The 22,395-nt window shown below is 63.8% G+C and carries 22 protein-coding genes; 19 read left to right on the forward strand and 3 right to left on the reverse strand.

Going from position 1 to position 22,395, the window contains the following annotated elements; genetic code table 11:
- The gene (locus LB566_RS20260) at window positions 1-1,098 is read right to left on the reverse strand and encodes a fatty acid desaturase family protein (RefSeq protein ID WP_140550501.1); all 1,098 of its coding nucleotides are present in this window, start codon (window positions 1,096-1,098) and stop codon (window positions 1-3) included.
- A 165-nt stretch (window positions 1,099-1,263) separates the two neighbouring features.
- Here LB566_RS20260 and LB566_RS20265 point away from each other — a divergent pair, with 165 nt between their 5' ends.
- The 9 genes from LB566_RS20265 (at window position 1,264) to LB566_RS20305 (ending at window position 9,843) form a co-directional block, all read left to right on the forward strand.
- Window positions 1,264-2,295: a LacI family DNA-binding transcriptional regulator gene (locus LB566_RS20265; RefSeq protein ID WP_224626119.1), complete on the forward strand. Its 1,032-nt coding sequence runs from the start codon at window positions 1,264-1,266 to the stop codon at window positions 2,293-2,295.
- Between the two features lie 393 nt (window positions 2,296-2,688).
- Window positions 2,689-3,630, forward strand: a complete 942-nt coding sequence (locus LB566_RS20270; protein WP_140550447.1) for a sugar ABC transporter substrate-binding protein — start codon at window positions 2,689-2,691, stop codon at window positions 3,628-3,630.
- Between the two features lie 109 nt (window positions 3,631-3,739).
- On the forward strand, window positions 3,740-4,816 hold the full coding sequence (locus LB566_RS20275; protein WP_224626123.1) for an ABC transporter permease: 1,077 nt from the start codon (window positions 3,740-3,742) through the stop codon (window positions 4,814-4,816).
- A gap of 2 nt (window positions 4,817-4,818) precedes the next feature.
- Entirely contained in the window at window positions 4,819-5,586 is a 768-nt protein-coding gene (locus LB566_RS20280) for an ATP-binding cassette domain-containing protein (protein ID WP_140491237.1), read from the forward strand.
- Window positions 5,587-5,701: 115 nt separating this feature from the next.
- Complete coding sequence (gene iolG / locus LB566_RS20285) at window positions 5,702-6,697, forward strand: inositol 2-dehydrogenase (protein WP_224626125.1); 996 nt, start codon at window positions 5,702-5,704, stop codon at window positions 6,695-6,697.
- Between the two features lie 25 nt (window positions 6,698-6,722).
- Window positions 6,723-7,517, forward strand: a complete 795-nt coding sequence (locus LB566_RS20290; RefSeq protein WP_140550450.1) for an SDR family oxidoreductase — start codon at window positions 6,723-6,725, stop codon at window positions 7,515-7,517.
- Between the two features lie 275 nt (window positions 7,518-7,792).
- Window positions 7,793-8,884, forward strand: a complete 1,092-nt coding sequence (locus tag LB566_RS20295) for a 3-deoxy-7-phosphoheptulonate synthase (protein WP_224626128.1) — start codon at window positions 7,793-7,795, stop codon at window positions 8,882-8,884.
- Between the two features lie 118 nt (window positions 8,885-9,002).
- The gene (locus tag LB566_RS20300) at window positions 9,003-9,368 is read left to right on the forward strand and encodes an ArsR/SmtB family transcription factor (RefSeq protein WP_224626131.1); all 366 of its coding nucleotides are present in this window, start codon (window positions 9,003-9,005) and stop codon (window positions 9,366-9,368) included.
- Between the two features lie 10 nt (window positions 9,369-9,378).
- Window positions 9,379-9,843 (forward strand): SRPBCC family protein, encoded by a 465-nt coding sequence (locus tag LB566_RS20305; RefSeq protein ID WP_224626134.1) that lies wholly within the window; start codon window positions 9,379-9,381, stop codon window positions 9,841-9,843.
- 177 nt (window positions 9,844-10,020) lie between these two features.
- Here the strand turns inward: LB566_RS20305 and LB566_RS20310 are convergent, their stop codons facing one another.
- Complete coding sequence (locus LB566_RS20310; protein ID WP_224626137.1) at window positions 10,021-10,656, reverse strand: LysE family translocator; 636 nt, start codon at window positions 10,654-10,656, stop codon at window positions 10,021-10,023.
- A gap of 129 nt (window positions 10,657-10,785) precedes the next feature.
- On the opposite strand from LB566_RS20310, the gene LB566_RS20315 reads away from it, so the two are divergent.
- Complete coding sequence (locus tag LB566_RS20315) at window positions 10,786-11,481, forward strand: helix-turn-helix transcriptional regulator (RefSeq protein WP_224626140.1); 696 nt, start codon at window positions 10,786-10,788, stop codon at window positions 11,479-11,481.
- A gap of 32 nt (window positions 11,482-11,513) precedes the next feature.
- On the opposite strand, the gene LB566_RS20320 is transcribed toward LB566_RS20315, so the two are convergent.
- Complete coding sequence (locus LB566_RS20320) at window positions 11,514-12,623, reverse strand: Gfo/Idh/MocA family protein (RefSeq protein ID WP_224626144.1); 1,110 nt, start codon at window positions 12,621-12,623, stop codon at window positions 11,514-11,516.
- A 154-nt stretch (window positions 12,624-12,777) separates the two neighbouring features.
- Here LB566_RS20320 and LB566_RS20325 point away from each other — a divergent pair, with 154 nt between their 5' ends.
- The 9 genes from LB566_RS20325 (at window position 12,778) to phnN (ending at window position 22,393) form a co-directional block, all read left to right on the forward strand.
- On the forward strand, window positions 12,778-13,623 hold the full coding sequence (locus LB566_RS20325) for a MurR/RpiR family transcriptional regulator (RefSeq protein WP_181172439.1): 846 nt from the start codon (window positions 12,778-12,780) through the stop codon (window positions 13,621-13,623).
- Window positions 13,624-13,765: 142 nt separating this feature from the next.
- Window positions 13,766-15,700, forward strand: a complete 1,935-nt coding sequence (locus LB566_RS20330; protein WP_224626147.1) for a bifunctional 5-dehydro-2-deoxygluconokinase/5-dehydro-2-deoxyphosphogluconate aldolase — start codon at window positions 13,766-13,768, stop codon at window positions 15,698-15,700.
- 34 nt (window positions 15,701-15,734) lie between these two features.
- On the forward strand, window positions 15,735-17,585 hold the full coding sequence (iolD, locus tag LB566_RS20335) for a 3D-(3,5/4)-trihydroxycyclohexane-1,2-dione acylhydrolase (decyclizing) (RefSeq protein ID WP_224626148.1): 1,851 nt from the start codon (window positions 15,735-15,737) through the stop codon (window positions 17,583-17,585).
- A gap of 143 nt (window positions 17,586-17,728) precedes the next feature.
- Complete coding sequence (gene iolE / locus LB566_RS20340) at window positions 17,729-18,646, forward strand: myo-inosose-2 dehydratase (protein WP_224626151.1); 918 nt, start codon at window positions 17,729-17,731, stop codon at window positions 18,644-18,646.
- Between the two features lie 40 nt (window positions 18,647-18,686).
- The gene (locus LB566_RS20345; protein ID WP_140491266.1) at window positions 18,687-18,905 is read left to right on the forward strand and encodes a DUF3329 domain-containing protein; all 219 of its coding nucleotides are present in this window, start codon (window positions 18,687-18,689) and stop codon (window positions 18,903-18,905) included.
- A 4-nt stretch (window positions 18,906-18,909) separates the two neighbouring features.
- Window positions 18,910-19,722, forward strand: a complete 813-nt coding sequence (gene iolB, locus LB566_RS20350) for a 5-deoxy-glucuronate isomerase (RefSeq protein WP_224626166.1) — start codon at window positions 18,910-18,912, stop codon at window positions 19,720-19,722.
- A gap of 151 nt (window positions 19,723-19,873) precedes the next feature.
- On the forward strand, window positions 19,874-20,581 hold the full coding sequence (locus LB566_RS20355) for a DUF1045 domain-containing protein (protein ID WP_224626168.1): 708 nt from the start codon (window positions 19,874-19,876) through the stop codon (window positions 20,579-20,581).
- Between the two features lie 43 nt (window positions 20,582-20,624).
- Complete coding sequence (locus LB566_RS20360; protein ID WP_224626170.1) at window positions 20,625-21,764, forward strand: alpha-D-ribose 1-methylphosphonate 5-triphosphate diphosphatase; 1,140 nt, start codon at window positions 20,625-20,627, stop codon at window positions 21,762-21,764.
- On the forward strand, window positions 21,761-22,393 hold the full coding sequence (phnN, locus tag LB566_RS20365; protein ID WP_224626174.1) for a phosphonate metabolism protein/1,5-bisphosphokinase (PRPP-forming) PhnN: 633 nt from the start codon (window positions 21,761-21,763) through the stop codon (window positions 22,391-22,393). Before LB566_RS20360 ends, phnN begins: the two co-directional genes overlap by 4 nt.
- The last annotated feature ends 2 nt before the right edge of the window (window positions 22,394-22,395 follow it).

Raw genomic sequence — 22,395 nt, forward strand, 5'->3', positions numbered from 1 at the left:
TCACTCCGCCGCGGCGTTGAAGGCAGCATTGTCGTTGTGCAGATCTTCGCGGTACGGCCTGGCCGTCGGCGGCAGCTCGCGCTTGAGGAAATAATCCTCGTTGCGCAACTGGCGCCAGAAGACAGGAAGCATCTCGCGATAGCCGGCCAGGATCGACGGCGTCGGGGCCGGCAAATCGTGCTTGATCAGTTCATGCAGCTTCGGCAGCGCATGGTAAGGCACCATCGGGAACATATGATGCTCGACGTGGTAGTTCATGTTCCAATAGATGAAACGGCTGACCGGGTTCATGTAGACGGTGCGGCTGTTCAGCCGATGGTCGGTGACGTTGTCGGCAAGGCCGCCATGCTGCAGCAGGCCGACCATGACGTGGTGCCAGGCGCCATAGAGCCTGGGCAGGCCGACCAGCATCAAGGGCAGGAACGAGCCGGTATAGAGCGCCAGCGCGATGGTTGCGGCATAGATCGCGGTCCAGATGCGGGCGATGCGGATCGCCTTCGGCTGTTCCTGCTCGGGAATAAAGGTCTTTTCGGCCGCGCTGATGTTGCCGGCGGCGTTGCGCAGCATGTCTGACATCGCATGCCAGGCGTCGAGCACGCCGACAAAGCCGAGGATGGCGCGCACCAGGTCGGGCGGCCGCATGACCGAGATTTCCGGATCGCGGCCGACGATGATGGTGTCGGTGTGATGGCGCGTGTGGCTCCAGCGCCAGGTCACCGGGTTGCGCATGATCATGAAGCAGGCGACCTGATAGACCACATCATTCATCCACTGCGTGCGGAAGGCCGTGCCGTGGCCGCATTCGTGCCAGCGGGAATCGGTGGACGAGCCGTAGAGCACGCCATAGGCGAAGAAGAACGGCACGCACCACCAGGTGCCCCAGAACCAGGCACCGCCGGCGCCGCTGACGATGAGCGCGGCGATCCAGATCGCCGTGTCGCGGATCGCGGGCGCGTCGGAGCGCTGCATCAGCTCCTTCATCTGCTTGCGGGGAATGTCGGTGTGATACCATTCGGCCGCCGACAGGCCGGTCTCGACGGCCAGCCTGGCGTCGCGGCCGATCAGGCTGTAGTCACGCCGGGACGGCGCAGCATGCATGGTTGCCTCCTCGGCAAAGGCATCCGCCACGCGAATGCCCGACATTTCCTGACTTCGAGGCTGAAAATAACGCTAGCTCATGATAGACTCAACGTCATAAAGATAGTTTCTATCATTTCCTATCATCAAGATGTAGGAAAGACGCGCAGTCAAATGAGGACAGACATGACGAAACGGCCGACGATCACCGATCTGGCGCGCATCTCCGGCGTCAGCGTCGCCACGGTGGACCGCGTGCTCAACAGCCGCCTGCCGGTGCGCGAGGAAACGGCGCGCCGCGTCTATGATGCCGCGACCGAGATCGGCTATCACGCGGCGGGGCTGATCAAACAGCGCATGCGTCAGGAATTGCCCGAGTATCGACTGGGCTTTCTGCTGCTTCGGGGCAATGACGTTTTCTATGGCGATTTCGCGCGGGAACTCGAACTGGCGGTGGCACAATCGCAGCGCTTCCGTGGCGTCGCAACCATCGATTTCGCCACTTCCCTGGCCCCCGATGAGATCGCCGCCCAGATGCGCAGGCTGGCGGCGAAATCGCGGGCCATCGCCGTGGTCGGCCCTGACCATCCGACGCTGACGGCGGTCGTGGAGGCGCTAAAGGCCAGGGGGCAGCCGGTCTTCTCCCTGCTGTCCGACTTCGCTGCCGGCATCCGCGAGGGCTATGTCGGCCTCGACAACCGCAAGGTCGGCCGCACCGCCGCCTGGATGATCTCGAAGGCTGCGAGGAAGCCCGGCAAGGTCGCCCTTTTTGTCGGCAGCCATCGCTTCCACGGCCATGAGCTGCGTGAGATCGGTTTCCGCTCCTTCTTTCGCGAGCATGCGCCGGACTTCAACGTGCTTGAGACGCTGGTCAATCTGGAGGCCAACCAAGTGACCCATGATGCGATGATCGATCTTCTGGCGCGATATCCGGATCTTGTCGGCTGCTACGTCGCCGGCGGCGGCATGGAAGGCGCCGTCTCGGCGCTGCGGACAGCGAAGCCCGCCGACATGCCGGTGGTCGTCTGCAACGAGATATCAGCCGAATCGCGCGCCGCGCTTGCCGACAACATCCTGACGATGGTGATCTCGACGCCCCTTGCCGCGCTCTGTCGCGAGCTCGTCGATCGGATGGCGCATGCCATCGAAACCGGCGCGGCCAATGCGCCGGGCCAGACGTTCCTCCCCTTCGACATCTATTTGCCGGAAAACATCTGAAGCCATTTCAGGAATGCGTGCAGCGGTTTTCCGTCCAGGTCGCGTCAGGACGGAGGTAGAGCGTTTCCATGAAACGATAAAATGCCCGGGCAGCCCGGTCTGCCGCAAACTGGCCGCCTGAAATGATAGAATCCATCAGAGACGGCCGAAAATCGCACGCCCGGATTCGGAATCTCCCTTGACGCCCCGTTCCGAAATGGAATAAATATTTCACTGGCTGTACATTTTGGTTCTTTCGTTCCGAGAACATCTGGTTCGGGGCAGGCAGTTCGGCGGTCCAGCCGGTGATGAACCGCCCTGGGACGAAATGATATCAGGGAGAGATTCCCCGGGGAGACCGGGGATTCCGGATAGATCGGTGCGACCGGACACCCAAAGTGGAGGAGAGATACAATGAAGAAAATAATTTTGGGCGTTGCCTTCGCGGCGCTGATGAGTTCGTCCGCCATGGCCGCCAAGATCGGCGTGTCGATGGCCAAGTTCGACGACAATTTCCTGACCGTGCTGCGCAACGGCATGATCGAGCAGGCCAAGGGCATGAGCGGCGTGGAGCTGCAGGTCGAGGACGCGCAGAACGACGTCGCCAAACAGCTCGACCAGATCAAGAACTTCGCCGCATCGGGCGTCGACGCCATCATCGTCAATCCGGTCGACACCTCTGCCACGCAGGCGATGTCGGATGCCGCGGCCGCCGCCAAGATCCCGCTGGTCTATGTCAACCGCGAACCTGTCAATGTCGACACGCTGCCTGACAACCAGGCCTTCGTCGCTTCGAACGAGGCCGATTCCGGCACGCTTGAAACCAAGGAAGCCTGCCGCCTGTTCAAGGAAGCCGGCAAGAAGGAAGCCAATGTCTATGTGATCATGGGCGAGCTTTCCAACCAGGCGGCCGTGCAGCGCACCAAGGACATCGAAGAGGTGATCGCGACGCCGGATTGCAGCTTCATCAAGATCATCGACAAGCAGACGTCGAACTGGAACCGCGACGAGGCCCAGAACCTGATGACCAACTGGCTGTCGACCGGCAAGCCGTTCGACGGCGTCATCGCCAACAATGACGAAAGCGCCATCGGCGCCATCCAGGCGATGAAGGCCGCCAATATCGACATGAAGACGGTTGTCGTTGGCGGCGTCGACGCCACGCAGGACGCGCTTGCGGCCATGCAGGCAGGCGACCTCGACGTCACCGTGTTCCAGGACGCGGCCGGCCAGGGCGCCGGTGCGCTCGACGCGGCACTGAAACTGTCCAAGGGCGAGAAGGTCGAACACAAGGTCTACGTGCCCTTCCAACTGGTGACGCCGGCCAACATCGACAAGTTCCTGAAGAAGAACTGAGCGGCGGAACGGTTCACCCCCGGGGCGGCGCTCAAAAGACCGGGCGCCGCCCCACCTCTCAGCGCTTTTCAGGCGCCAGGGGCGACCGTGGCTGACGGAGGATAGACGATTGGCACAGACATCTCATGGCGTCGGCGGGGTCAGCTATGATGCGAAGAAGCGCATATGGCCGGCGGAATTCAACGTCTTCCTGGCGCTCGTCATTCTTGTCGTCATCTTCGAATTGATCGGCCGTGTCTTTCTCGGCGACAGCTTCCTGTTCAACACCCGCAGCAATGTCGGCGGCCTCTTCAACGAGGCGCGGCTGCAGATCATCATCCTGCAAGTGTCGATCGTCGGCATCATCGCCATCGGCGTGACGCAGGTGATCATATCGGGCGGCATCGACCTGTCCTCGGGTTCGATCGTCGGCGCCACCGCGATGATCGCCATGAGCTTCGCGCAGGTGGCGACCGTCAACGGCAATCCCAATCCCAAGGCGATGTTCCTGGCGCAGGGCTGGACCGACCTGCCCGTCATCGTGCCGCTGCTGGTCGCCATCGGCTGCGGGCTGCTTGCCGGCCTGGTCAACGGCGCCCTGATCGCCTACACGCGCATTCCGCCCTTCATCGCCACGCTCGGCATGATGGTGACCGCGCGCGGCATCGCCAAATGGTGGTCCAAGGGCCAGCCGATCTCGTTTCCCACCGACAGTTTCGCCGCGATCGGCAAAGGCCTGATGCCCGTCATCATCTTCCTGTCGCTCGCCGTGCTGTTCCAACTGATCATGACCTACACACGATATGGCAAGCATTGCTACGCCATCGGCTCCAACGAGGACGCCGCACGCATGTCCGGCATCAAGATCGCCAACCACAAGATCCTGGTCTATGTCATCGCCGGCATACTCGCATCGCTCGCCGCGGTGGTGCTCTCTTCCAAGAACCTCACCGCCCAGGCCGGCATGGGCGTGATGTACGAACTCGACGCCATCGCCATGGCGGTCATCGGGGGCGTATCGCTGTCGGGCGGCCGCGGCTCGATCGTCGGCACGGTGATCGGCGCTCTGATCTTCGGCGTCATCATCTCCGGCTTCACCTTCCTGCGCCTCGATGCCTACTACCAGGAGATGGTCAAGGGCGTGATCATCGTCGGCGCCGTCGTTCTCGACCAGTGGCGCCAGCGCCTGCGGGCATTGAGGGCTTGACCATGTCAGACATCGTCCTGAAGACCGAAAACCTGACCAAGCGCTATGGCGGCGTGCAGGCGCTGGAAGGCGCGAATTTCGAGCTGCGCAAGGGCGAACACGTCGCCATCATGGGCGACAACGGTGCGGGCAAGTCGACTTTCGTGCGCCAGATCACCGCCGTCGAGCAACCGACCAGCGGCCAGATCTGGTTCGACGGCAAGCAAGTCAATTTTTCGGGCCCTATCGAGGCGCGCGAGGCCGGCATCGAGACCGTGTTCCAGAACCTGGCGCTGGCCGACGACCTCGACGTGCCGTCGAACCTGTTCCTGGGCCGCGAAAAAGTACTGTTCAATCTGGGACCGTTTTCGATCCTGGACCGCCGGGGGATGCGCAAGGCGACCGAAGCCGCGCTGGTGCGCACGGCGGTGAAAATCCCCAACCTGTCGAACACCATCCGCCATATGTCGGGCGGCCAGCGGCAATGCGTGGCGATTGCCAGGACCGCGACCTTCGCCTCCAAGCTGATCATCATGGACGAGCCGACGGCAGCACTCGGCGTGCAGGAGACCGCGCAGGTCGAGAACATCATCCGCACGCTGAAGGACAATGGCGAGCCGCTGATCCTGATCAGCCATAACATGCGCCAGGTGTTCGACCTTTGCGACCGCATCGTCGTCTTCCGGCGCGGCCGCATCGTCGCCAATCTGCGCAAGGAGAACACCGACGGAAACGATATTGTTTCCTACATCACCGGCGCCAAGACCGGAGAGGCCGAACTCGCGGCCTAGGCCGGGCGCGGAGGCGGCGGTCATCGCTTCCCCGTCGATCTCGTCTTGACCGGAAAATCAGCCGCGCGCATGACCGGCGCCTCGCCAGCTTCGAACCATCCCAGAGGAAATTTCCATGACTCTCCGCTTCGCCCTCCTCGGTGCCGGCCGCATCGGCAAGGTCCACGCCCGCGCCGTCGGCTCCAATCCGCAGGCCAAACTGGTCGCCGTTGCCGACGCTTTCGAAAAGGCGGCGAGCGAACTCGCCACGGCCTACGGTGCCGAGGTGCGCACGATCGATGCCATTGAGAAATCCGGGGACATCGACGCGGTCGTCATCTGCACGCCGACGGACACCCATGCCGACCTGATCGAGCGCTTCGCCAGGGCCGGCAAGGCGATCTTCTGCGAGAAACCGATCGACCTCGACGTCAAGCGCGTCGAGCAGTGCCTGGCCGTGGTCGAGAAGGCCAAGGCGACGCTGATGGTCGGCTTCAACAGGCGCTTTGACCCGCATTTCGCCGCGGTGCGCAAGGCGATCGATGACGGCGCCATCGGCACGGTCGAGATGGTGACCATCACGTCGCGCGATCCGGGCGCGCCGCCGATCGACTACATCGCGCGCTCCGGCGGCATTTTTCGCGACATGACCATCCATGATTTCGACATGGCACGCTTCCTGCTCGGCGAAGAGCCGGTGGCGGTCAGCGCGCATGCCTCGGTGCTGGTCGACAAACAAATCGGCGAGGCCGGCGATTTCGACTCGGTCAGCGTCATCCTGGAAACCGCGTCGGGCAAGCAGGCCGTCATCTCCAATTCGCGCCGCGCCACCTATGGCTACGACCAGCGCATCGAGGTGCATGGCTCGAAAGGCATGGTGGCGGCCGAGAACCAGCGGCCGGTGTCGATCGAACTGGCCAATGAGAAGGGCTATACGCGCCCGCCGCTGCACGATTTCTTCATGACCCGCTATCTCGATGCCTATGCCATCGAGATAGCATCCTTCATCGCCGCCGCGACCTCGGGCAAGAAGGCAGCACCGAGCGGGACGGACGGACTCATCGCACTTCGGCTGGCGGATGCGGCGCTGAAATCGGCGACATCAGGCCAGACCGTCCGCCTCGACAAGTAACGACTTAAAGCACAGGAGCAGAGCGATGAGCGCATCAGCCGGTCGCAATTCACAAACGCGCGCCATCGTCACCGGCGGCGCACAAGGCATAGGCTTCGCGGTCGCCGAGGCATTGGCGGAAGAAGGCTGCCGGGCGCTGGCGCTGATCGGCCGCTCGCAGGAGAAGGGCGACAAGGCTGTCGCCACGCTCAAGAAGTCGGGCGTCGATGCTATCTTCATCAGCGCGGACGTCTCCAAGGTGGCCGATTGCAAGCGCGCCGTCGCCACCGCGCTTTCGCATTTCGGCACCATCAATGCGCTGGTCAACGCCGCCGCCACGTCGGCACGCGGCTCGCTGGTGGAGACCAGCGAGGAGCTCTTCGACACCATCTTCGACACCAATGTGCGAGGCCCATTCTTCCTGATGCAGGGCGTGGTGACGCATCTGCTTGAGAAAAAGGCCCCCGGATCGATCGTCAACGTGCTGTCGATGTCGGCGCATACCGGTCAGTCGTTCCTGACGCCCTATTCGACCAGCAAGGGCGCGCTGATGACGTTGACCAAGAATGTCGCCAACGCCTATCGCTTCAATCGCATCCGCTGCAACGCCGTGCTGCCCGGCTGGATGGACACCGAGGGCGAGGATATCGTGCAGAAGAAATGGCATGACGCACCCGACGACTGGCTCGAGAAGGCCGAGGCCGCACAGCCGATGGGGCAGTTGGTGAAGCCGGACCAGCTTGCCCGGCTGATCAGCTACATGGTCAGCCCGCAATCCGGCGTGATGACCGGCTCGCTGGTCGACTACGACCAGAGCGTCGCCGGGGCGTCGCCGGAATAGCGGCATAACATCGCCGAAAGGCCCACCGCGTCGCGGGGGTTCGGCATATCCTGAAATGGCTCTCATCAGGGTACGTGACAAAGGCCGCCGCTTCGACTATATGAGCCGCATGATCCACCTGACCGCCACCTATTGGTACTTTAGCAGCTCGCTGGCGGCGGGAGGATTGCGCTCAATCTGAAGATTGCAGCAAACAGTCCGACAAGCCGCCAGACCTGGCGGCTTTTTTGTTTCAGCCGGCAGGTCTTCTCTAAATCAAAGAGGAGCAGGAAGCCGTGTTGACCACCACAGACGACCTTCGGGTCAAGGAACTGAGACTGCTGAGCACGCCGGAAGAGGTGATGCGGGAGATACCGCGCTCACTCACGGCGACGCGCACCGTTGCCGCCTCGCGCAACACCATCCACTCAATCCTGACGGGGGCTGACGACCGACTTGTTGTCATCGTCGGCCCTTGTTCCATCCACGATCCGGTCGCGGCCGTTGACTATGCCAGCCGTCTGGCGGCGCTGCGCGAGGCTCTGTCCGACCGGCTCGAGATCGTGATGCGGGTCTATTTCGAAAAGCCGCGCACGACGGTCGGCTGGAAAGGCCTGATCAACGACCCCGACCTCGACGGCAGCTTCAACATCGACAAGGGGCTGCGGATGGCACGCAACGTGCTGTCCGCCGTCAACAATCTCGGCCTGCCGGCGGCAACGGAATTCCTCGACATGACGACGCCGCAATATATTGCCGACCTTGTCGCCTGGGGCGCCATCGGCGCACGCACCACGGAGAGCCAGATCCACCGGGAATTGGCATCGGGCCTGTCCTGCCCGGTCGGCTTCAAGAACGGCACCGACGGCAATCTCAGGATTGCCGCCGAGGCGGTGAAGTCCGCCGCGCAACCGCATCATTTCATGGCGGTGACCAAGGGCGGACGCAGCGCCATCGCGGCAACGACCGGAAACGAGGATTGCCATGTCATCCTGCGCGGCGGCGTCCAGCCCAATTACGATGCGGCAAGCGTCGAAGCCGCATCGGTCGAACTCGCCCGCATCGGTATCGTGCCCCGCCTGATGATCGATGTCAGCCATGCCAACTCAACCAAGAAGCCGGAGAACCAGCCCAAGGTCGCGGCCGACGTGGCGGGACAGGTCGCGGCGGGGGATACGCGCATCATCGGCGTCATGATCGAGAGCAATCTCGTCGCCGGCCGGCAGGATGTCGTGCCCGGCAAGCCGCTCGTCTACGGCCAGAGCATCACCGACGGGTGCATCGACTGGGCAACCACGGAGACGGTGCTGCACGGCCTTGCCGGCGCCGTGGAATGGCGCCGATCGGCGCGCCGCGCCTCGATGGAGAGCCGGCAGGGCGCCGCCTGATCTGGTAGGAGCAAAAGGGCGGCGTTTCCGGTTTCCGCCCGGGACCACGCCGCCCTTAGACCCCGCAGCCCTCCACCTCCTTGCATGCCATCGATCCGCATGTTACATACTGAACCAGATGGTTCAGTATTCTCCGACCCGCCTGGACGCCTCGTTCGCCGCGCTTTCGGACGCCACCCGACGCGGGGTTCTGGAGCAACTCGGCCGTGCGGATGCTTCGATCACGGACCTGGCCCAGAAATTCCACATGACCCTCACGGGCATGAAGAAGCATGTCGGCGTCCTGGAGCAGGCGGGGTTCGTCACCACGCAGAAGGTCGGGCGCGTGCGGACCTGCAAGCTCGGCCTGCGCCGCCTGGAGGAGGAGGCGGCATGGATCGAGAGATACCGCCAGCTCTGGGCCGCACGCTTCGACGAGCTGGACAAGGTTGTCGAGGAAATGAAACGGAAGGAGGAAGCCGATGGACAAAACAAGAGCGAATGAGCCCACCCCCATGCAGAATCGCACGACGGTGGAACGGATGTCCGACCGGGAGCTGGTCGTTACGCGAAGCTTCGACGCGCCGGCGCGCATCGTGTTCGAGGCGTGGACCAAGCCCGAGCTGTTCAGGCGCTGGTGGGCGCCCAAGTCGATGGGCATGTTCCTGCGTTCCTGCGAGATGGATGTTCGTGTGGGAGGCGGGTACCGTTTGGTGTTCGGGCATGATGACTCGCAGCCTGCCGAGTTCTTCGGCAGGTATCTCGAAGTGACACCGCCCTCGCGCCTCGTCTGGACCAATGACGAAGGCGGTAACGGTGGGCCCGTCACCACGCTGACCTTCGAGGAAAAAGGCGGCAGGACGCTGCTGGTCATGCGCGAGCTCTATCCCTCGAAGGAAGCCCTCGACGCCGGCGCCGGGGCGGCGGATGCGATGTCCGAGCAATTCGAGCAGCTGGACGAGCTTCTCGCCACACTGTAGGGCGCTGCCTGATCCGGCCGGCGCCAGAAGGGCCGCAATTCGGTCTAACCGGAGACCAGAGCAGTTCACCGTTCACGGAAGCGGCGTACCGCTCTATCTCTTTGTTTTTACAGTTCTTAAGGGAAGGCGCTACGCGCTTCTCCCGGGAAAACCGCACACACTTTTCCTGGAATTGCTCTATGCCGCCCTCAACCCTTCCCATGCTGTGAACACGGAGACGGCGAAAAGCAGCAGCCCGGCCGCCCGGCCGGCAAGGATGGTCGCTCGCGGATTGGCGATCAGCAGCTTGCGGCTGCGGCCGGCTGATATCGCGAGCCCGCCATAGATCGCGGCCTGCGTCAGCACGGTCAGCAGGCCCATCACCGTCGCCTGCATCCAGATCGGACCGTAGTCCGGCTTCAGGAACTGCGGGTAGACGGCAAGCACGAAGAGATAGGCCTTCGGGTTGATCAGGCAGGTCACAAGGCCTTGGCGAAACGCCTTCCATGCCGAGCGGCTGCCGGCGGGCCCGTCGTGACCGACAGTGATGGAGCTGCGCATCAGCGTGACGCCGATGAAGGCCATGTAGGCCGCGCCGGCAATCAGCAGCGGCTTGAACAGGATCGGCATGAAATGCATCAGCAGGCCGACGCCGATCGCGCCGTTCAGCGTGTGCACCATGCCGCCGACCATGATGCCGCCGGTCGCGGCAAGGCCCCTGTCGCGCCCGCCGGTCAGCGCATTGGCCAGCACGAACAGCATGTCCATGCCCGGAACGGCGATGATGCCGAACAGGAGGATAAAGAACAGCCAGAGATTTTCAGCATAGCCCATGTCAGTTGCCTGTTGTCCCGCTCGGCCCAGCCGCAGCGGAACCTGTTGATTTTCAAACCGATAGGCAGTCCTATAGGCTGGTTCAACTGACGATGGTGTGTCAGTTGTGATCGGTACCGGGTCAGAAAAATGCGCAAGGCGTCACGCCTGTTCGAGATCATCCAGATCCTGCGGCTGGCGCGGCAGCCGGTGACTGCGGCAATGATCGCCGCGCAGTTGGAAGTGACGATCCGCTCGATCTATCGCGACATCGCAGCGCTTCAGGCGATGCGCGTGCCGATCGAGGGCGGGCGCGGCATCGGCTATGTCTTGCGTCCCGGCTTCGACCTGCCGCCGCTGATGTTCTCGATCGAGGAGATGGAGGCGATCGTGCTGTCGCTCGCCCTGCTGGAACGCACGGGCGACGACGAGCTCAAGCAGGCGGCCAAGCGCGTCGGCGCCAAGATCGCCGGCGCCGTACCGCCCCCTTTGCGCCAGACGCTCGACGCCAATGCGCTGCATGCGTGGGGGTTCGCCGCGCCCTCCGCAGGTGCGATCGATCTGGCGCTGGTGCGCCGCGCCATACGCGACGAGGAGAAGCTCGACCTCTCCTACCGCGACGAGCTTGGCCGCGCTTCCGAGCGTCTCATCCGCCCCATCGCGCTGATCTATTACGCCGAAACCGCCAACATCGTCGCCTGGTGCGAGCTGCGCCAGGCCATCCGCAATTTCCGCAGCGACCGCATCGAGGATTGCCAGCCGACCGGACTGCGCTTCAAGGGCGAAGGCGACCGGTTGCGGCAGATCTGGGTCAATGGATGGGAGATTCCTGCCGCCGGCGGCTGAGGCCGCCATTGCCAACCCGATAGCGGCAGAGACTATCTGACATCGACCCAGCGCTTCTCCTCGAAGGATCGCGCCATCGCATGCACGGTGCGCTCGATCTCCAGCCCTTCGGCGAATTCGATGAGCCGCGCCGGTTTGCCGGCGAGCCGGGTCAGCAATTCATGGCATTCGATGATCTTGAGATCGTTGAAGCCGAGGCTATGCCCGGGTGCCGGCACGAACAAATCATAAGGCTTGTGCTGTGGCGCTACCAGGATGGTGCGATAGCCCTGTTCGGTCGGGCGGTCCGATGTGAGGTAGAGCTGGAACTCGTTCATCCGCTCCTGGTCGAACAGGATCGAGCCCTTGGAGCCGAAGATCTGGACGGCGATGCGCCCCTTGCGGCCCCAGGCCGAGCGGTTGACCTGCAAAGTGCCGGCGACACCGTTCTCCAGATGCATCAGCACGCTGGCGATGTCGTAAGTTTCGACAGCGCGGCGGCCGCCGGCGGCCAGCTTGCGGTCGGCATAGGGCCTGGCCATGTCGCAGATGACGCTGGCGACGCGGCCGAACAGGGCTGACACCAGCGACAGCGGGTGCACGGCGAAATCGTCGAGCGCACCGTAGCCGGAAGATGCCTCGTGCTTCCAGAAGAACAGCGCCTCGGGATCGGCCATGAAATCCTCGTCCATCTCGATGCGCAGATGGTTGACCTCGCCGATGATCTTTTCGTCCAGCAGCGCGCCGATATGGCGGATGGCCGGGCTCTGGATGTAATTGTAGCCGAGCGCCGCGACCTTGCCGGATTTCTTCGCCGCTTCCGCCATCGCCTCGGCTTCGGCGAAGCTCGGCGCCATCGGTTTTTCGCACCACAAATGCTTGCCGGCCTGAAGAACCGCGATGGCCATTTCCGGATGGAACTGGTTGGGCGTGGTCAGCGAGACGACATCCACTTCGGGATCCTCGACGACGGCGCGCCAGTCACCGGACGCCCTGGCGAAACCGAACTCGCCGGCCTTGCGCCTGGCGAGATCCTCATTGACCTCGCCGAGATGGACAAGCCGTGGTTTGGTGACGTCGGGAAAGACGGCGCCGACGGCGCTCCACGCAATGGCGTGGCACTTGCCCATGAACCCCGTGCCGATGAGACCGACGCCGACCATTTCCGTTCCTCCACTGCCAGAAGCGTTGCGTGGATGAATTAGTCCATTTTTGTTCGGAATGGAATGTCTGCCTCATTTTTTATGGTGTTCTTGCGCAGCCTCGCTATGATGGGGCAGAGAGGACGCTTCACCGATGAGCTTGGACGGGCCGACGATGGACGAACGGGTACCTCGCGACTTCGAGACGCTGCGCGCCACGATCCTCGATCGGCGCGAAAGCCTGCCCAAGCGCATCGCCCAGATCGCCGCCTATGCGCTCGACAATCCCGACGATATCGCCTTCGGCACCGCCGCCAGCATCGCGGCCTCGGCCGGCGTGCAGCCCTCGACGCTGATCCGCTTTGCCCAGCAGCTCGGTTTTGACGGCTTCACCAGCCTCCAGCAGGTGTTTCGCGAGCGGCTGCGCGAGCGCAACTCCTCCTATGACGAACGGTTGCAGGCGCTGCGCGCCAAGGCGGAGGGCGGCGCCGGCCACCGGGCGATCTTCGACGGTTTTGTCGCCGCCGCCAGCACCTCGCTCAACGACATTTCGCGCACGCTGGACGACGCGCACCTGGAAGAAGCGATTTCCCTACTGGCCAAGGCGCAGACCATCTATGTGCTGGCCAAGCGGCGCTCCTATCCGGTGGCGTCCTACATCGCCTATGCGCTGGGCAAGTTGAAGATCCGCAACCAGCTGATCGAATCGGCCGCCGGCCTCAACGCCGAGATGGTCAGCTTTGCGACGCCGGCGGACGCCGTCGTCGCCATCTCCTTCTCACCCTATGCGCCGGCCACGATCGAGGAGGCGCGCACGATTTCGGAACAGGGCGTGCCGATCATTGCCATCACCGACAGCTCGTTCTCACCGCTTGCCCAGTTCGCCAGCGTCTGGTTCGAGGTTGCCGAGGCGGATTTCGCCGGCTTCCGCTCGCTATCGGCGACGATGGCGTTGGCCATGGCGCTGACCGTTGGCGTCGGCGAGAAGCGGCGCAACACCGGCAAAGGGCGTAAGGCCTGAGTGGCTGGCAAAAAGGCGATTCTGGCTCGGGGAATGCTCATTCCATATTGACTATGGATTGGAATTATTATTTCATATTTTTCGGCGCCACGCTGCCGCTCGCGCGTGTACCCCAACACAACAAGCCCGACGGGAGGTTCCAATGAGCGAAGCCGTGGACGCGAAATACGCTGCGCTCGACGTCATCACCATCGGTCGCGCTTCCGTCGACCTCTATGGCCAGCAGATCGGCTCGCGGCTGGAGGACATCACCTCCTTCGCCAAGTCGGTCGGCGGCTGCCCGGCCAATATCTCGGTCGGCACGGCGCGGCTCGGCCTGCGTTCGGCGCTGCTGACGCGCGTCGGTGACGAGCAGATGGGGCGCTTCATCCGCGAACAATTGAAGCGCGAAGGCGTCAACACCGACGGGCTGAAAACCGACAAGGAGCGGTTGACCGCATTGGTGCTGCTTTCGGTGGAGTGCGAAGGCGTCTCGCCGATGATCTTCTACCGCTCCGACTGCGCCGACATGGCGCTGGCTGAGGAGGACATTGACGAGGCGTTTATTTCCTCGGCTCGCGCGATCGTCGTCACCGGCACGCATTTTTCCCGCCCCAACAGCGATGCCGCCCAGCGCAAGGCGATCCGCATCATGAAGGCCAAGGGCGGCAAGGTCGTGTTCGACATCGACTACCGGCCGAACCTCTGGGGCCTGGCCGGCCACGCCGAGGGTTTTGAGCGCTACGTCAAGTCCGACCGCGTCTCGGCGCAGTTGAAGACGGTGCTGCCCGATTGCGACCTCGTCGTGGGTACCGAGGAAGAGATCATGATCGCCTCGGGCGCCGACGACTGCCTGAGCGCCCTGCAGACGATCCGTTCGCTGTCCTCGGCCACCATCGTGCTCAAGCGCGGCGCCATGGGTTGCATCGTCTATGACGGGCCGATCAGCGATGATCTCGAGGACGGCGTGGTCGGCAAGGGTTTTCCCATCGAGATCTACAATGTGCTTGGCGCCGGCGATGCCTTCATGTCGGGCTTCCTGCGCGGCTGGCTGGGCGGCGAAAGCCTTGCCACGGCGGCGACCTGGGCCAATGCCTGCGGTGCCTTCGCCGTGTCGCGGCTGTTGTGCGCGCCGGAATATCCGACCTTCGAGGAATTGCAGTTCTTCCTCGAGCACGGCAGCAGGCATCTGGCCTTGCGCAAGGACGAGGCGATCAACCACATCCATTGGGCAACGACGCGCCGGCACGACATTCCCTCGCTGATGGCGTTCGCCTGCGACCACCGGGTGCAGCTCGAGGACGTGGCGGCCAAGACCGGCGCTGACGCGTCGCGCATCGAGGATTTCAAGGTGCTGACGGTGAAAGCGGCGGCCAAGGTCGCCGCCGCGCGCGGCGGCTACGGCATGCTGCTCGACGAGAGACATGGCCGCGAGGCGATGTTCGAATTCGCCCGGCATCCCTTCGCCTGGCTCGGGCGGCCGGTGGAACTGCCGGGCTCGCGGCCGCTGCGCTTCGAATTCTCGCAGGACATCGGCTCCCAGCTCACCGAATGGCCGGTCGACCACTGCATCAAATGCCTGTGCTTCTATCATCCCGACGATCCACCGGACCTGAAGGAGGAACAGCAGCAGAAATTACGCGCTCTGTTCGAGGCCGCGCGGAAAGTGGGGAGAGAGCTTCTCATCGAGATCATCGCAGGCAAGCACGGCAAGCTCGACGACACGACCATCCCGCGTGCGCTGGAAGAACTCTATGCGCTCGGCATCAAGCCGGATTGGTGGAAGCTCGAACCGCAGGCGTCTAGCGGCGCGTGGACGAAGATCGAGGCCGTGATCCTGAAGAACGACCCCTGGTGCCGCGGCGTCGTACTGCTCGGCCTGGAGGCCCCGCAGGACGAATTGGAGGCCGCCTTCGCAGCGACGGCCAAGGCGCCTATCGTCAAGGGTTTTGCGGTCGGCCGCACCATCTTCATCAACGCCGCCGCACAATGGCTTTCCGGCAAGATGTCGGACGACGAAGCGATTGCCGACATGGCATCGCGCTTCGAGCAGCTGACCGAGGCATGGCTTGCCGCGCGCGGCCGTAAAGCAGCATAAGAAGGCACGGGCACAGGGACTGCGGAGGAAACCAATGAGCAAGACAATCCGCCTGACGATGGCGCAGGCGCTGACCCGTTTCCTGAGCAAACAGATGACCGAGATCGACGGCGCAAAGGTGCCGATCTTCGGCGGCGTCTGGGCGATCTTCGGCCATGGCAATGTCGCCGGCATCGGCGAGGCGCTCTACCAGGTGCGCGACGAACTGCCGACTTTCCGCGCCCACAATGAACAGGCGATGGCGCATGCGGCGATCGCCTATGGCAAGGCCAATTTCCGCCGCCGCTTCATGGCCGCCACCTCCTCGATCGGGCCCGGCGCGCTCAACATGGTGACGGCGGCGGCACTTGCGCATGTAAACAGGTTGCCTGTCCTGTTTCTGCCGGGCGACGTCTTCGCCAACCGCATTCCCGACCCGGTGCTGCAGCAGGCCGAGGATTTTTCCGACGGCACGGCGACGGTCAATGACTGTTTTCGTCCTGTGTCGCGCTATTTTGACCGCATCACGCGGCCGGAGCAGATCATCCCGGCGCTGAACCGCGCAATGGCCGTGCTGACCGACCCGGCCGAATGCGGGCCTGTGACCTTGTCGCTCTGCCAGGACGTGCAGGCCGAAGCCTATGACTATCCCGAGAGCTTCTTTGCCGAGCGGGTCTGGCGCCAGCGCCGGACGCGCCCGGATCGGGCTGAATTGGCGGCCGCAGTCGCGGCGCTCAAGGGCGCCAGCAAGCCGCTGGTGATCGCCGGCGGCGGCGTGCTCTATTCGCAGGCCTCGGACGAACTGGCGAAATTCGTCGAAGGCGCCGGCATTCCGGTCTGCGAGACGCAAGGCGGCAAATCCTCGCTGCCGGACGATCATCCGCTCAACATGGCGGCGGTCGGCGTCACCGGCACATCGGCCGCCAACCGGCTGGCGGAAGAGGCCGATGTCGTGCTCGCCGTCGGCACGCGCCTGCAGGATTTCACCACCGGCTCGTGGGCGCTGTTCAAGAATTCGGGCAAGACCATCATCGGCTTGAATGTGCAGCCTTTCGATGCCGGCAAGCATCGGGCATCGCCGCTGGTGGCCGACGCGGCCGAAGGTTTGGCTGAACTCGGTGCCGCGCTGAAGGGCTGGAAGGCGCCATCCGCTTGGACCGACAATGCGGCAGCCGGCAAGAAAGAATGGCAGGCCGAAGCCGCCAAGGTGACGGCGTCGACCAATGCCGCCTACCCTTCCGACGCGCAGGTGATCGGCGCCGTGCAGCGCGCCATGGGATCCGGCGTGACGCTGCTCAATGCCGCCGGCGGGCTGCCTGGCGAATTGCACAAGCTCTGGCAGGCAGGCGCGCCCGGCTCGTATCATGCCGAATACGGCTTCTCGACCATGGGTTACGAGATCGCCGGCGGGCTCGGCACCAAGATGGCCAAGCCCGGGGAAGAGGTCGTCGTCATGATCGGCGACGGCTCCTACCTGATGCTCAATTCCGAGATCGCCACCTCGGTGATGCTCGGCCTGAAGCTGACCATCGTGCTGCTCGACAACAGGGGTTTTGGCTGCATCAACCGGCTGCAGATGGCGACCGGCGGCGCCAACTTCAACAATCTCCTGAAGGATGCGCGCCACGAGGTGCTGCCCGACGTCGACTTTGCCGCGCACGCCGCGAGCATGGGGGCCATCGCCGAGAAGGTCTCGTCGATCGCAGGGCTGGAGACGGCGCTGGTTCAGGCGAAAGGCAACGACCGCACCACGGTGCTGGTCATCGACACCGATCCGCTGGTCTCCACCGATGCCGGCGGCCATTGGTGGGACGTGGCGGTGCCGGAAGTTTCCGAGCGCAGCCAAGTGAACGCGGCGCGCAAGGCCTATGATGAAAAACGGCGGATGCAGAGCGTCGGCGATTGATCTTGGCGCTGCCAACTCCCTACCTCCCCTTGTGGGGAGGTCGGACCGAAGGTCCGGGTGGGGGGCTGGCCCGCACCCCACCCACTGCTTCGCAGCGGCCCTCCCCACAAGGGGGAGGGTGAACAAGAAACCGGAGTGACGACTTGAAAGCCAAACTGGGCATGTCCCCCATCGCGTGGTGGAACGACGATCTTGCGGAACTCAGCGACGACGTGTCGTTGGAGGAGTGCCTGCGCCAGTCGCGCTCGGCCGGCTTCACCGGAATGGAGATGGGCCGGCGCTTCCCCAACGACCCTAAGGTGATGTTGCCGATCCTGAAGGCGGCCGACGTCACGCTGTGCGGTGGCTGGTTCTCGGGCACGCTGGTCGATGAGGAGATGAGCAAGAACAAGGATCGCATCCAGCCGATGATCGATCTGTTCAAGGCGGTGAACGCGCCCTGCATCGTCTATGGCGAGGTCGGCCGCTCGATCCAGGGCGACCGCTCGAAGCCGCTCGCCACCAAGCCGAAACTCTCGGGCGACGAGATGAAGGCTTATGCCAGGCGCCTGACCGAATTCGGCGAATGGTGCGCCGAGCAAGGCATGCCGCTTTCCTATCATCACCACATGGCGGCGGTGGTCGAGACCGAGCCGGAGCTCGACGCCTTCATGCGCCATTCCGGAACGGGCATTCCGCTGCTGCTCGATGCCGGCCATCTGGCCTTTGCCGGCGGCGACGTGCTGCGCGCCATCGACAATCATCACAAGCGCATCAGCCATGTGCATGTGAAGGATGTGCGCATGGGCGTGATCGAGAAGCTCGATCGCACGAAGCAGTCCTTCCTCGATGCGGTGGCGCTCGGCGCCTTCACCGTGCCGGGCGACGGCTCGCTGGATTTCGGCGCCATCGTGCAGCGTTTCGCCGACCATGGCTATGAAGGCTGGTTCGTGGTCGAGGCCGAACAGGACCCGAAGAAGAACCCGCCGCTCAAGATGGCGCAGGTCGGCCACAAGGAGCTGATGCGGGTGATGACGGCCGCCGGCTACACGGTCGAGACGCAGGGCTTTCCCGATGTCTGATCGGGTTCTCGCCAGGCCGGGCTTGCTGTAGGTTGCGGCGATGAAAGATTCCGAGCACCCCTTCTTCCGGCCATTGTGGCGGCGTGTCGCCGTCGTCGCGGTCTGCGTCATCTGGTCGATCATCGAGTTCGCGAGCGGCACACCGTTCTGGGGCGTGATCGCGCTGGGCTTCGCCGGCTATGGCGTCTGGCAGTTTTTTTATCTCTATAAGCCGGCCGACGAGAACAAGGCGCCCGCCGAGGTCGAACCGAAGGAGTAATCGGATGTCGAAGCTGCTGGTGAAGGCCGACAAGGGCCATGGCCGTGTCGCCCATGTGACGCCAAAAAGCGCCGGCTGGACCTATGTCGGTTTCGACCTGCATCGGCTGAGGCCAGGCGAAAGTACATCGGGAAAGACGGACGATCGCGAAGTCTGCCTGGTGTTCGTCACCGGCAAGGGCACGGTCAAGGCCGGCGGCAAGGATCTCGGCCTGCTCGGCCAGCGCATGTCGCCCTTCGAAGGCAAGCCATGGTCTGTCTATGTGCCGCAGGGATCGGATTGGTCGGTGACGGCCGATACCGGACTGGAACTCGCGGTGTGCTCGGCGCCCGGCCTCGGCGGCGGCCTGCCGGTTCGCGTGATCGGACCCGACGATCTCGGCCAGGAGGTGCGCGGCAAGGGCACCAATACGCGCTACGTGACCAATATCCTGCCCGAGGGCAAGCCGGCCGATTCGCTGCTGGTGGTCGAGGTCATCACGCCCGGCGGTCACACGTCGAGCTATCCGCCGCACAAGCACGACCAGGACAATCTGCCTGCCGAGTCCTATCTCGAGGAGACCTACTACCACCGCCTCAACCCGCCGCAGGGCTTTGCCTTCCAGCGGGTCTATACCGACGCCGACAAGGACGGCTCCCGCGATCTGGACGAGGCGATGGCGATCGAGGACGGCGATGTCGTGCTGGTGCCCAAGGGCTATCACCCCTGCGCCGCTTGCCATGGCTACGACCTCTACTACCTCAACGTCATGGCCGGCCCGAAGCGGACGTGGAAATTCCACAATGCGCCCGAGCACGAATGGCTGATGAAGGCCTGACCGGCCCGCGGTTGCGGCTGAACCTGTTGGTCCAGATCAGAAAAATCGCCGGCTAAGGACCGGCGGGGTCGATTTGCCTTCGAAAACCCTTCAAAGCTTCGTCAATCCGTCATGGAAATCACCTATGGCAACGGGCTGACGAGGATTTTCGATGCGCTACGCCATCTACTTCACCCCCCGGCAGGACGAAAAATTGGCGCGGATCGCCGCCAACTGGCTGGGCCGTGACCCTTTCGGCGCCGCGACGCGAGCGGTGGAGGCGGTGGGCGATTTGTCGGCGGCGGAAGTCGCCTTCCACACCGCTTCGGCACGGCGCTATGGTTTTCATGCGACGCTGAAAGCCCCTTTCCGGTTAGCGGCCAACGAAACCGAAGCCTCGTTGCGCACAGCGCTCGACGCCTTTGCCGAGGCGACGCCGGTTGTGATGATCCCCCGTCTCGTCGTCAGCCAGATCGACGGTTTCTTCGCGCTGGTGCCGGAGGCGCCATTGCCTCCGCTCAATCGCTTCGCCGATGACGTGGTGCGCGATTTCGACCGCTTTCGCGCGCCGTTGACGGAGGCCGAGATCGAGCGGCGCAACCCGGACTCGCTGAAGCCGGGCGAATTCCGCAATCTCTGCCAATGGGGCTATCCTTACGTCTTCGAGAGCTTCCGCTTCCATATGACGCTGTCCGGCAGGGCCGGGCCACAGGAAAGCCCTCGTCTTCGCCTGGCGATCGAGGGCCTGTTCGCCGAGGTGCTGCGCCAGCCGGTGCCTGTGGACGGGTTGACGTTGTTCATCGAGCCCGAACCCGGCGCCCCGTTCATGGTGCTTTCCCAGCACGCGCTCGGGCGCCGTCCGGCTAGAAAAACCGCCTGAAGCAACAAGCCGTAAGGCCAGAAAAAACCAAGGACTGCCTGAAATGACCGCCGAGACCATTCTGAGCAACGCCCGCATCGTTCTTGCCGACGAGATCATCGACGGTTCGCTCGTGATACGTGACGGTCTGATCGCCGACATATCCGCCGGCGCCGTCCGAGCCGGCGAGGACATGGCTGGCGATTTCATCATTCCGGGGCTGGTCGAGCTTCACACCGATCATCTCGAAGGCCATTATGCGCCGCGGCCGAAGGTGCGGTGGAACCCGATTGCCGCCGTGCTTGCCCATGACGCGCAAGTGGCGACCGCGGGCATCACCACCGTGCTCGATGCCTTGCGCGTCGGCATGGACGAGGATGCCGATCTCAACGCCGCCGACATCCGCAAGCTCGCCGATGCGATCGAGGACAGCGTGCGGATGGATCGATTGCGGGCCGATCATTTCATCCACCTGCGCTGCGAGGTCTCGGCGCCGGATTGCCTCAGGGCCTTCGCCAATTTCGAGACGGACGAACGGGTGAAGCTCGCCTCGCTGATGGACCATGCGCCGGGTCAGCGCCAGTTCGTCAACCTCGAAACCTACGCCTACTACTACCAACGCAAGCTGAAGCTGACCGATCACGATTTCCAGAAATTCTGTGAGAAGCGGATGGGCGAATCTGCGCGGAATTCGGGGCCGAACCGCGTCTTCATCGCCGCCGCCTGCCACGAGCGCGGCATCGTGCTTGCGAGCCATGACGATGCGACGACGGGCCATGTCGACGAAGCCATCGAGCAAGGCGTGCGCGTTGCCGAATTCCCAACCACCGAGGAAGCCGCCAGAGCTTCGAAGGATGCCGGGCTCGGCGTGCTGATGGGCGCGCCCAATGTCATGCGCGGCGCCTCGCATTCCGGCAACGTCTCGGCGCGCACGCTGGCCAGCGACGGCCTGCTCGACATATTGTCGTCCGACTACATCCCCTTCAGCCTGATCCAGTCCGCCTTCTTTCTCGGCGACGTCGTCGATAGCATTTCCCTTCCGCAGGCGGTGGCGATGGTGTCGAAGAACCCGGCCGAGGCCGTCGGTCTTTCCGACCGCGGCGTCATCGAAGAAGGCCGCCGGGCCGACCTGGTGCGCGTGCGCCTCGACGACCACGTTCCGGTGGTGCGCACGGTCTGGCGGCAAGGGCGACGGGTCGCATGATGGTGTCGGCGTTGATCGAGCGTGAACTGTCGGCCGAGGCGTTTCCGATACGCGACGGCGTCTTCGTTGCCGTGGTGGGCCCGAGCGGCGCCGGCAAGGATACGATCATCGGCCATGCCAAGGCGCTTTTCGCCGACGAGACGCGGCTGGAATTCGTGCGCCGCGTCATCACGAGACCGAGCGATACGGCAAGCGAGGATCACGACACGCTGGCCGATGCCGCCTTCATCGAGGCCGAAGCCGACGGCGCCTTCGCCGTTTCCTGGGAAGCGCACGGCCTGCGCTACGGCCTGCCGGCCGAGGTCGATTGGGCAGTGGCCAACGGCCATGTCGCTGTCGCCAATGTATCGCGCGCGATCATCCCTGCCTTGCGGGAGCGCTATGCCAACCTGGCCATCGTCGAGATCACCGCTTCGCCCGATGTGCTGGCCGAGCGGCTGGCGATGCGTGGCCGCGAGTCGCGCGGGGAGGTTCTGGCACGCCTGGCGCGCAGCGCCCCTGTGACACTGTCCGGACCCGGCGTCACCTCGATCGACAACAGCGGTTCGCGCGAGACGGCAGGCGAGCGCTTTGCCGAGGTGCTGCGCAAGGCAATGGCGTTCTCCGACATGTCGGGGCTGATCGACTAAAA

Source organism: Mesorhizobium sp. CA13 (genome assembly GCF_020165235.1).
In the GTDB taxonomy this organism is placed as follows: domain Bacteria; phylum Pseudomonadota; class Alphaproteobacteria; order Rhizobiales; family Rhizobiaceae; genus Mesorhizobium.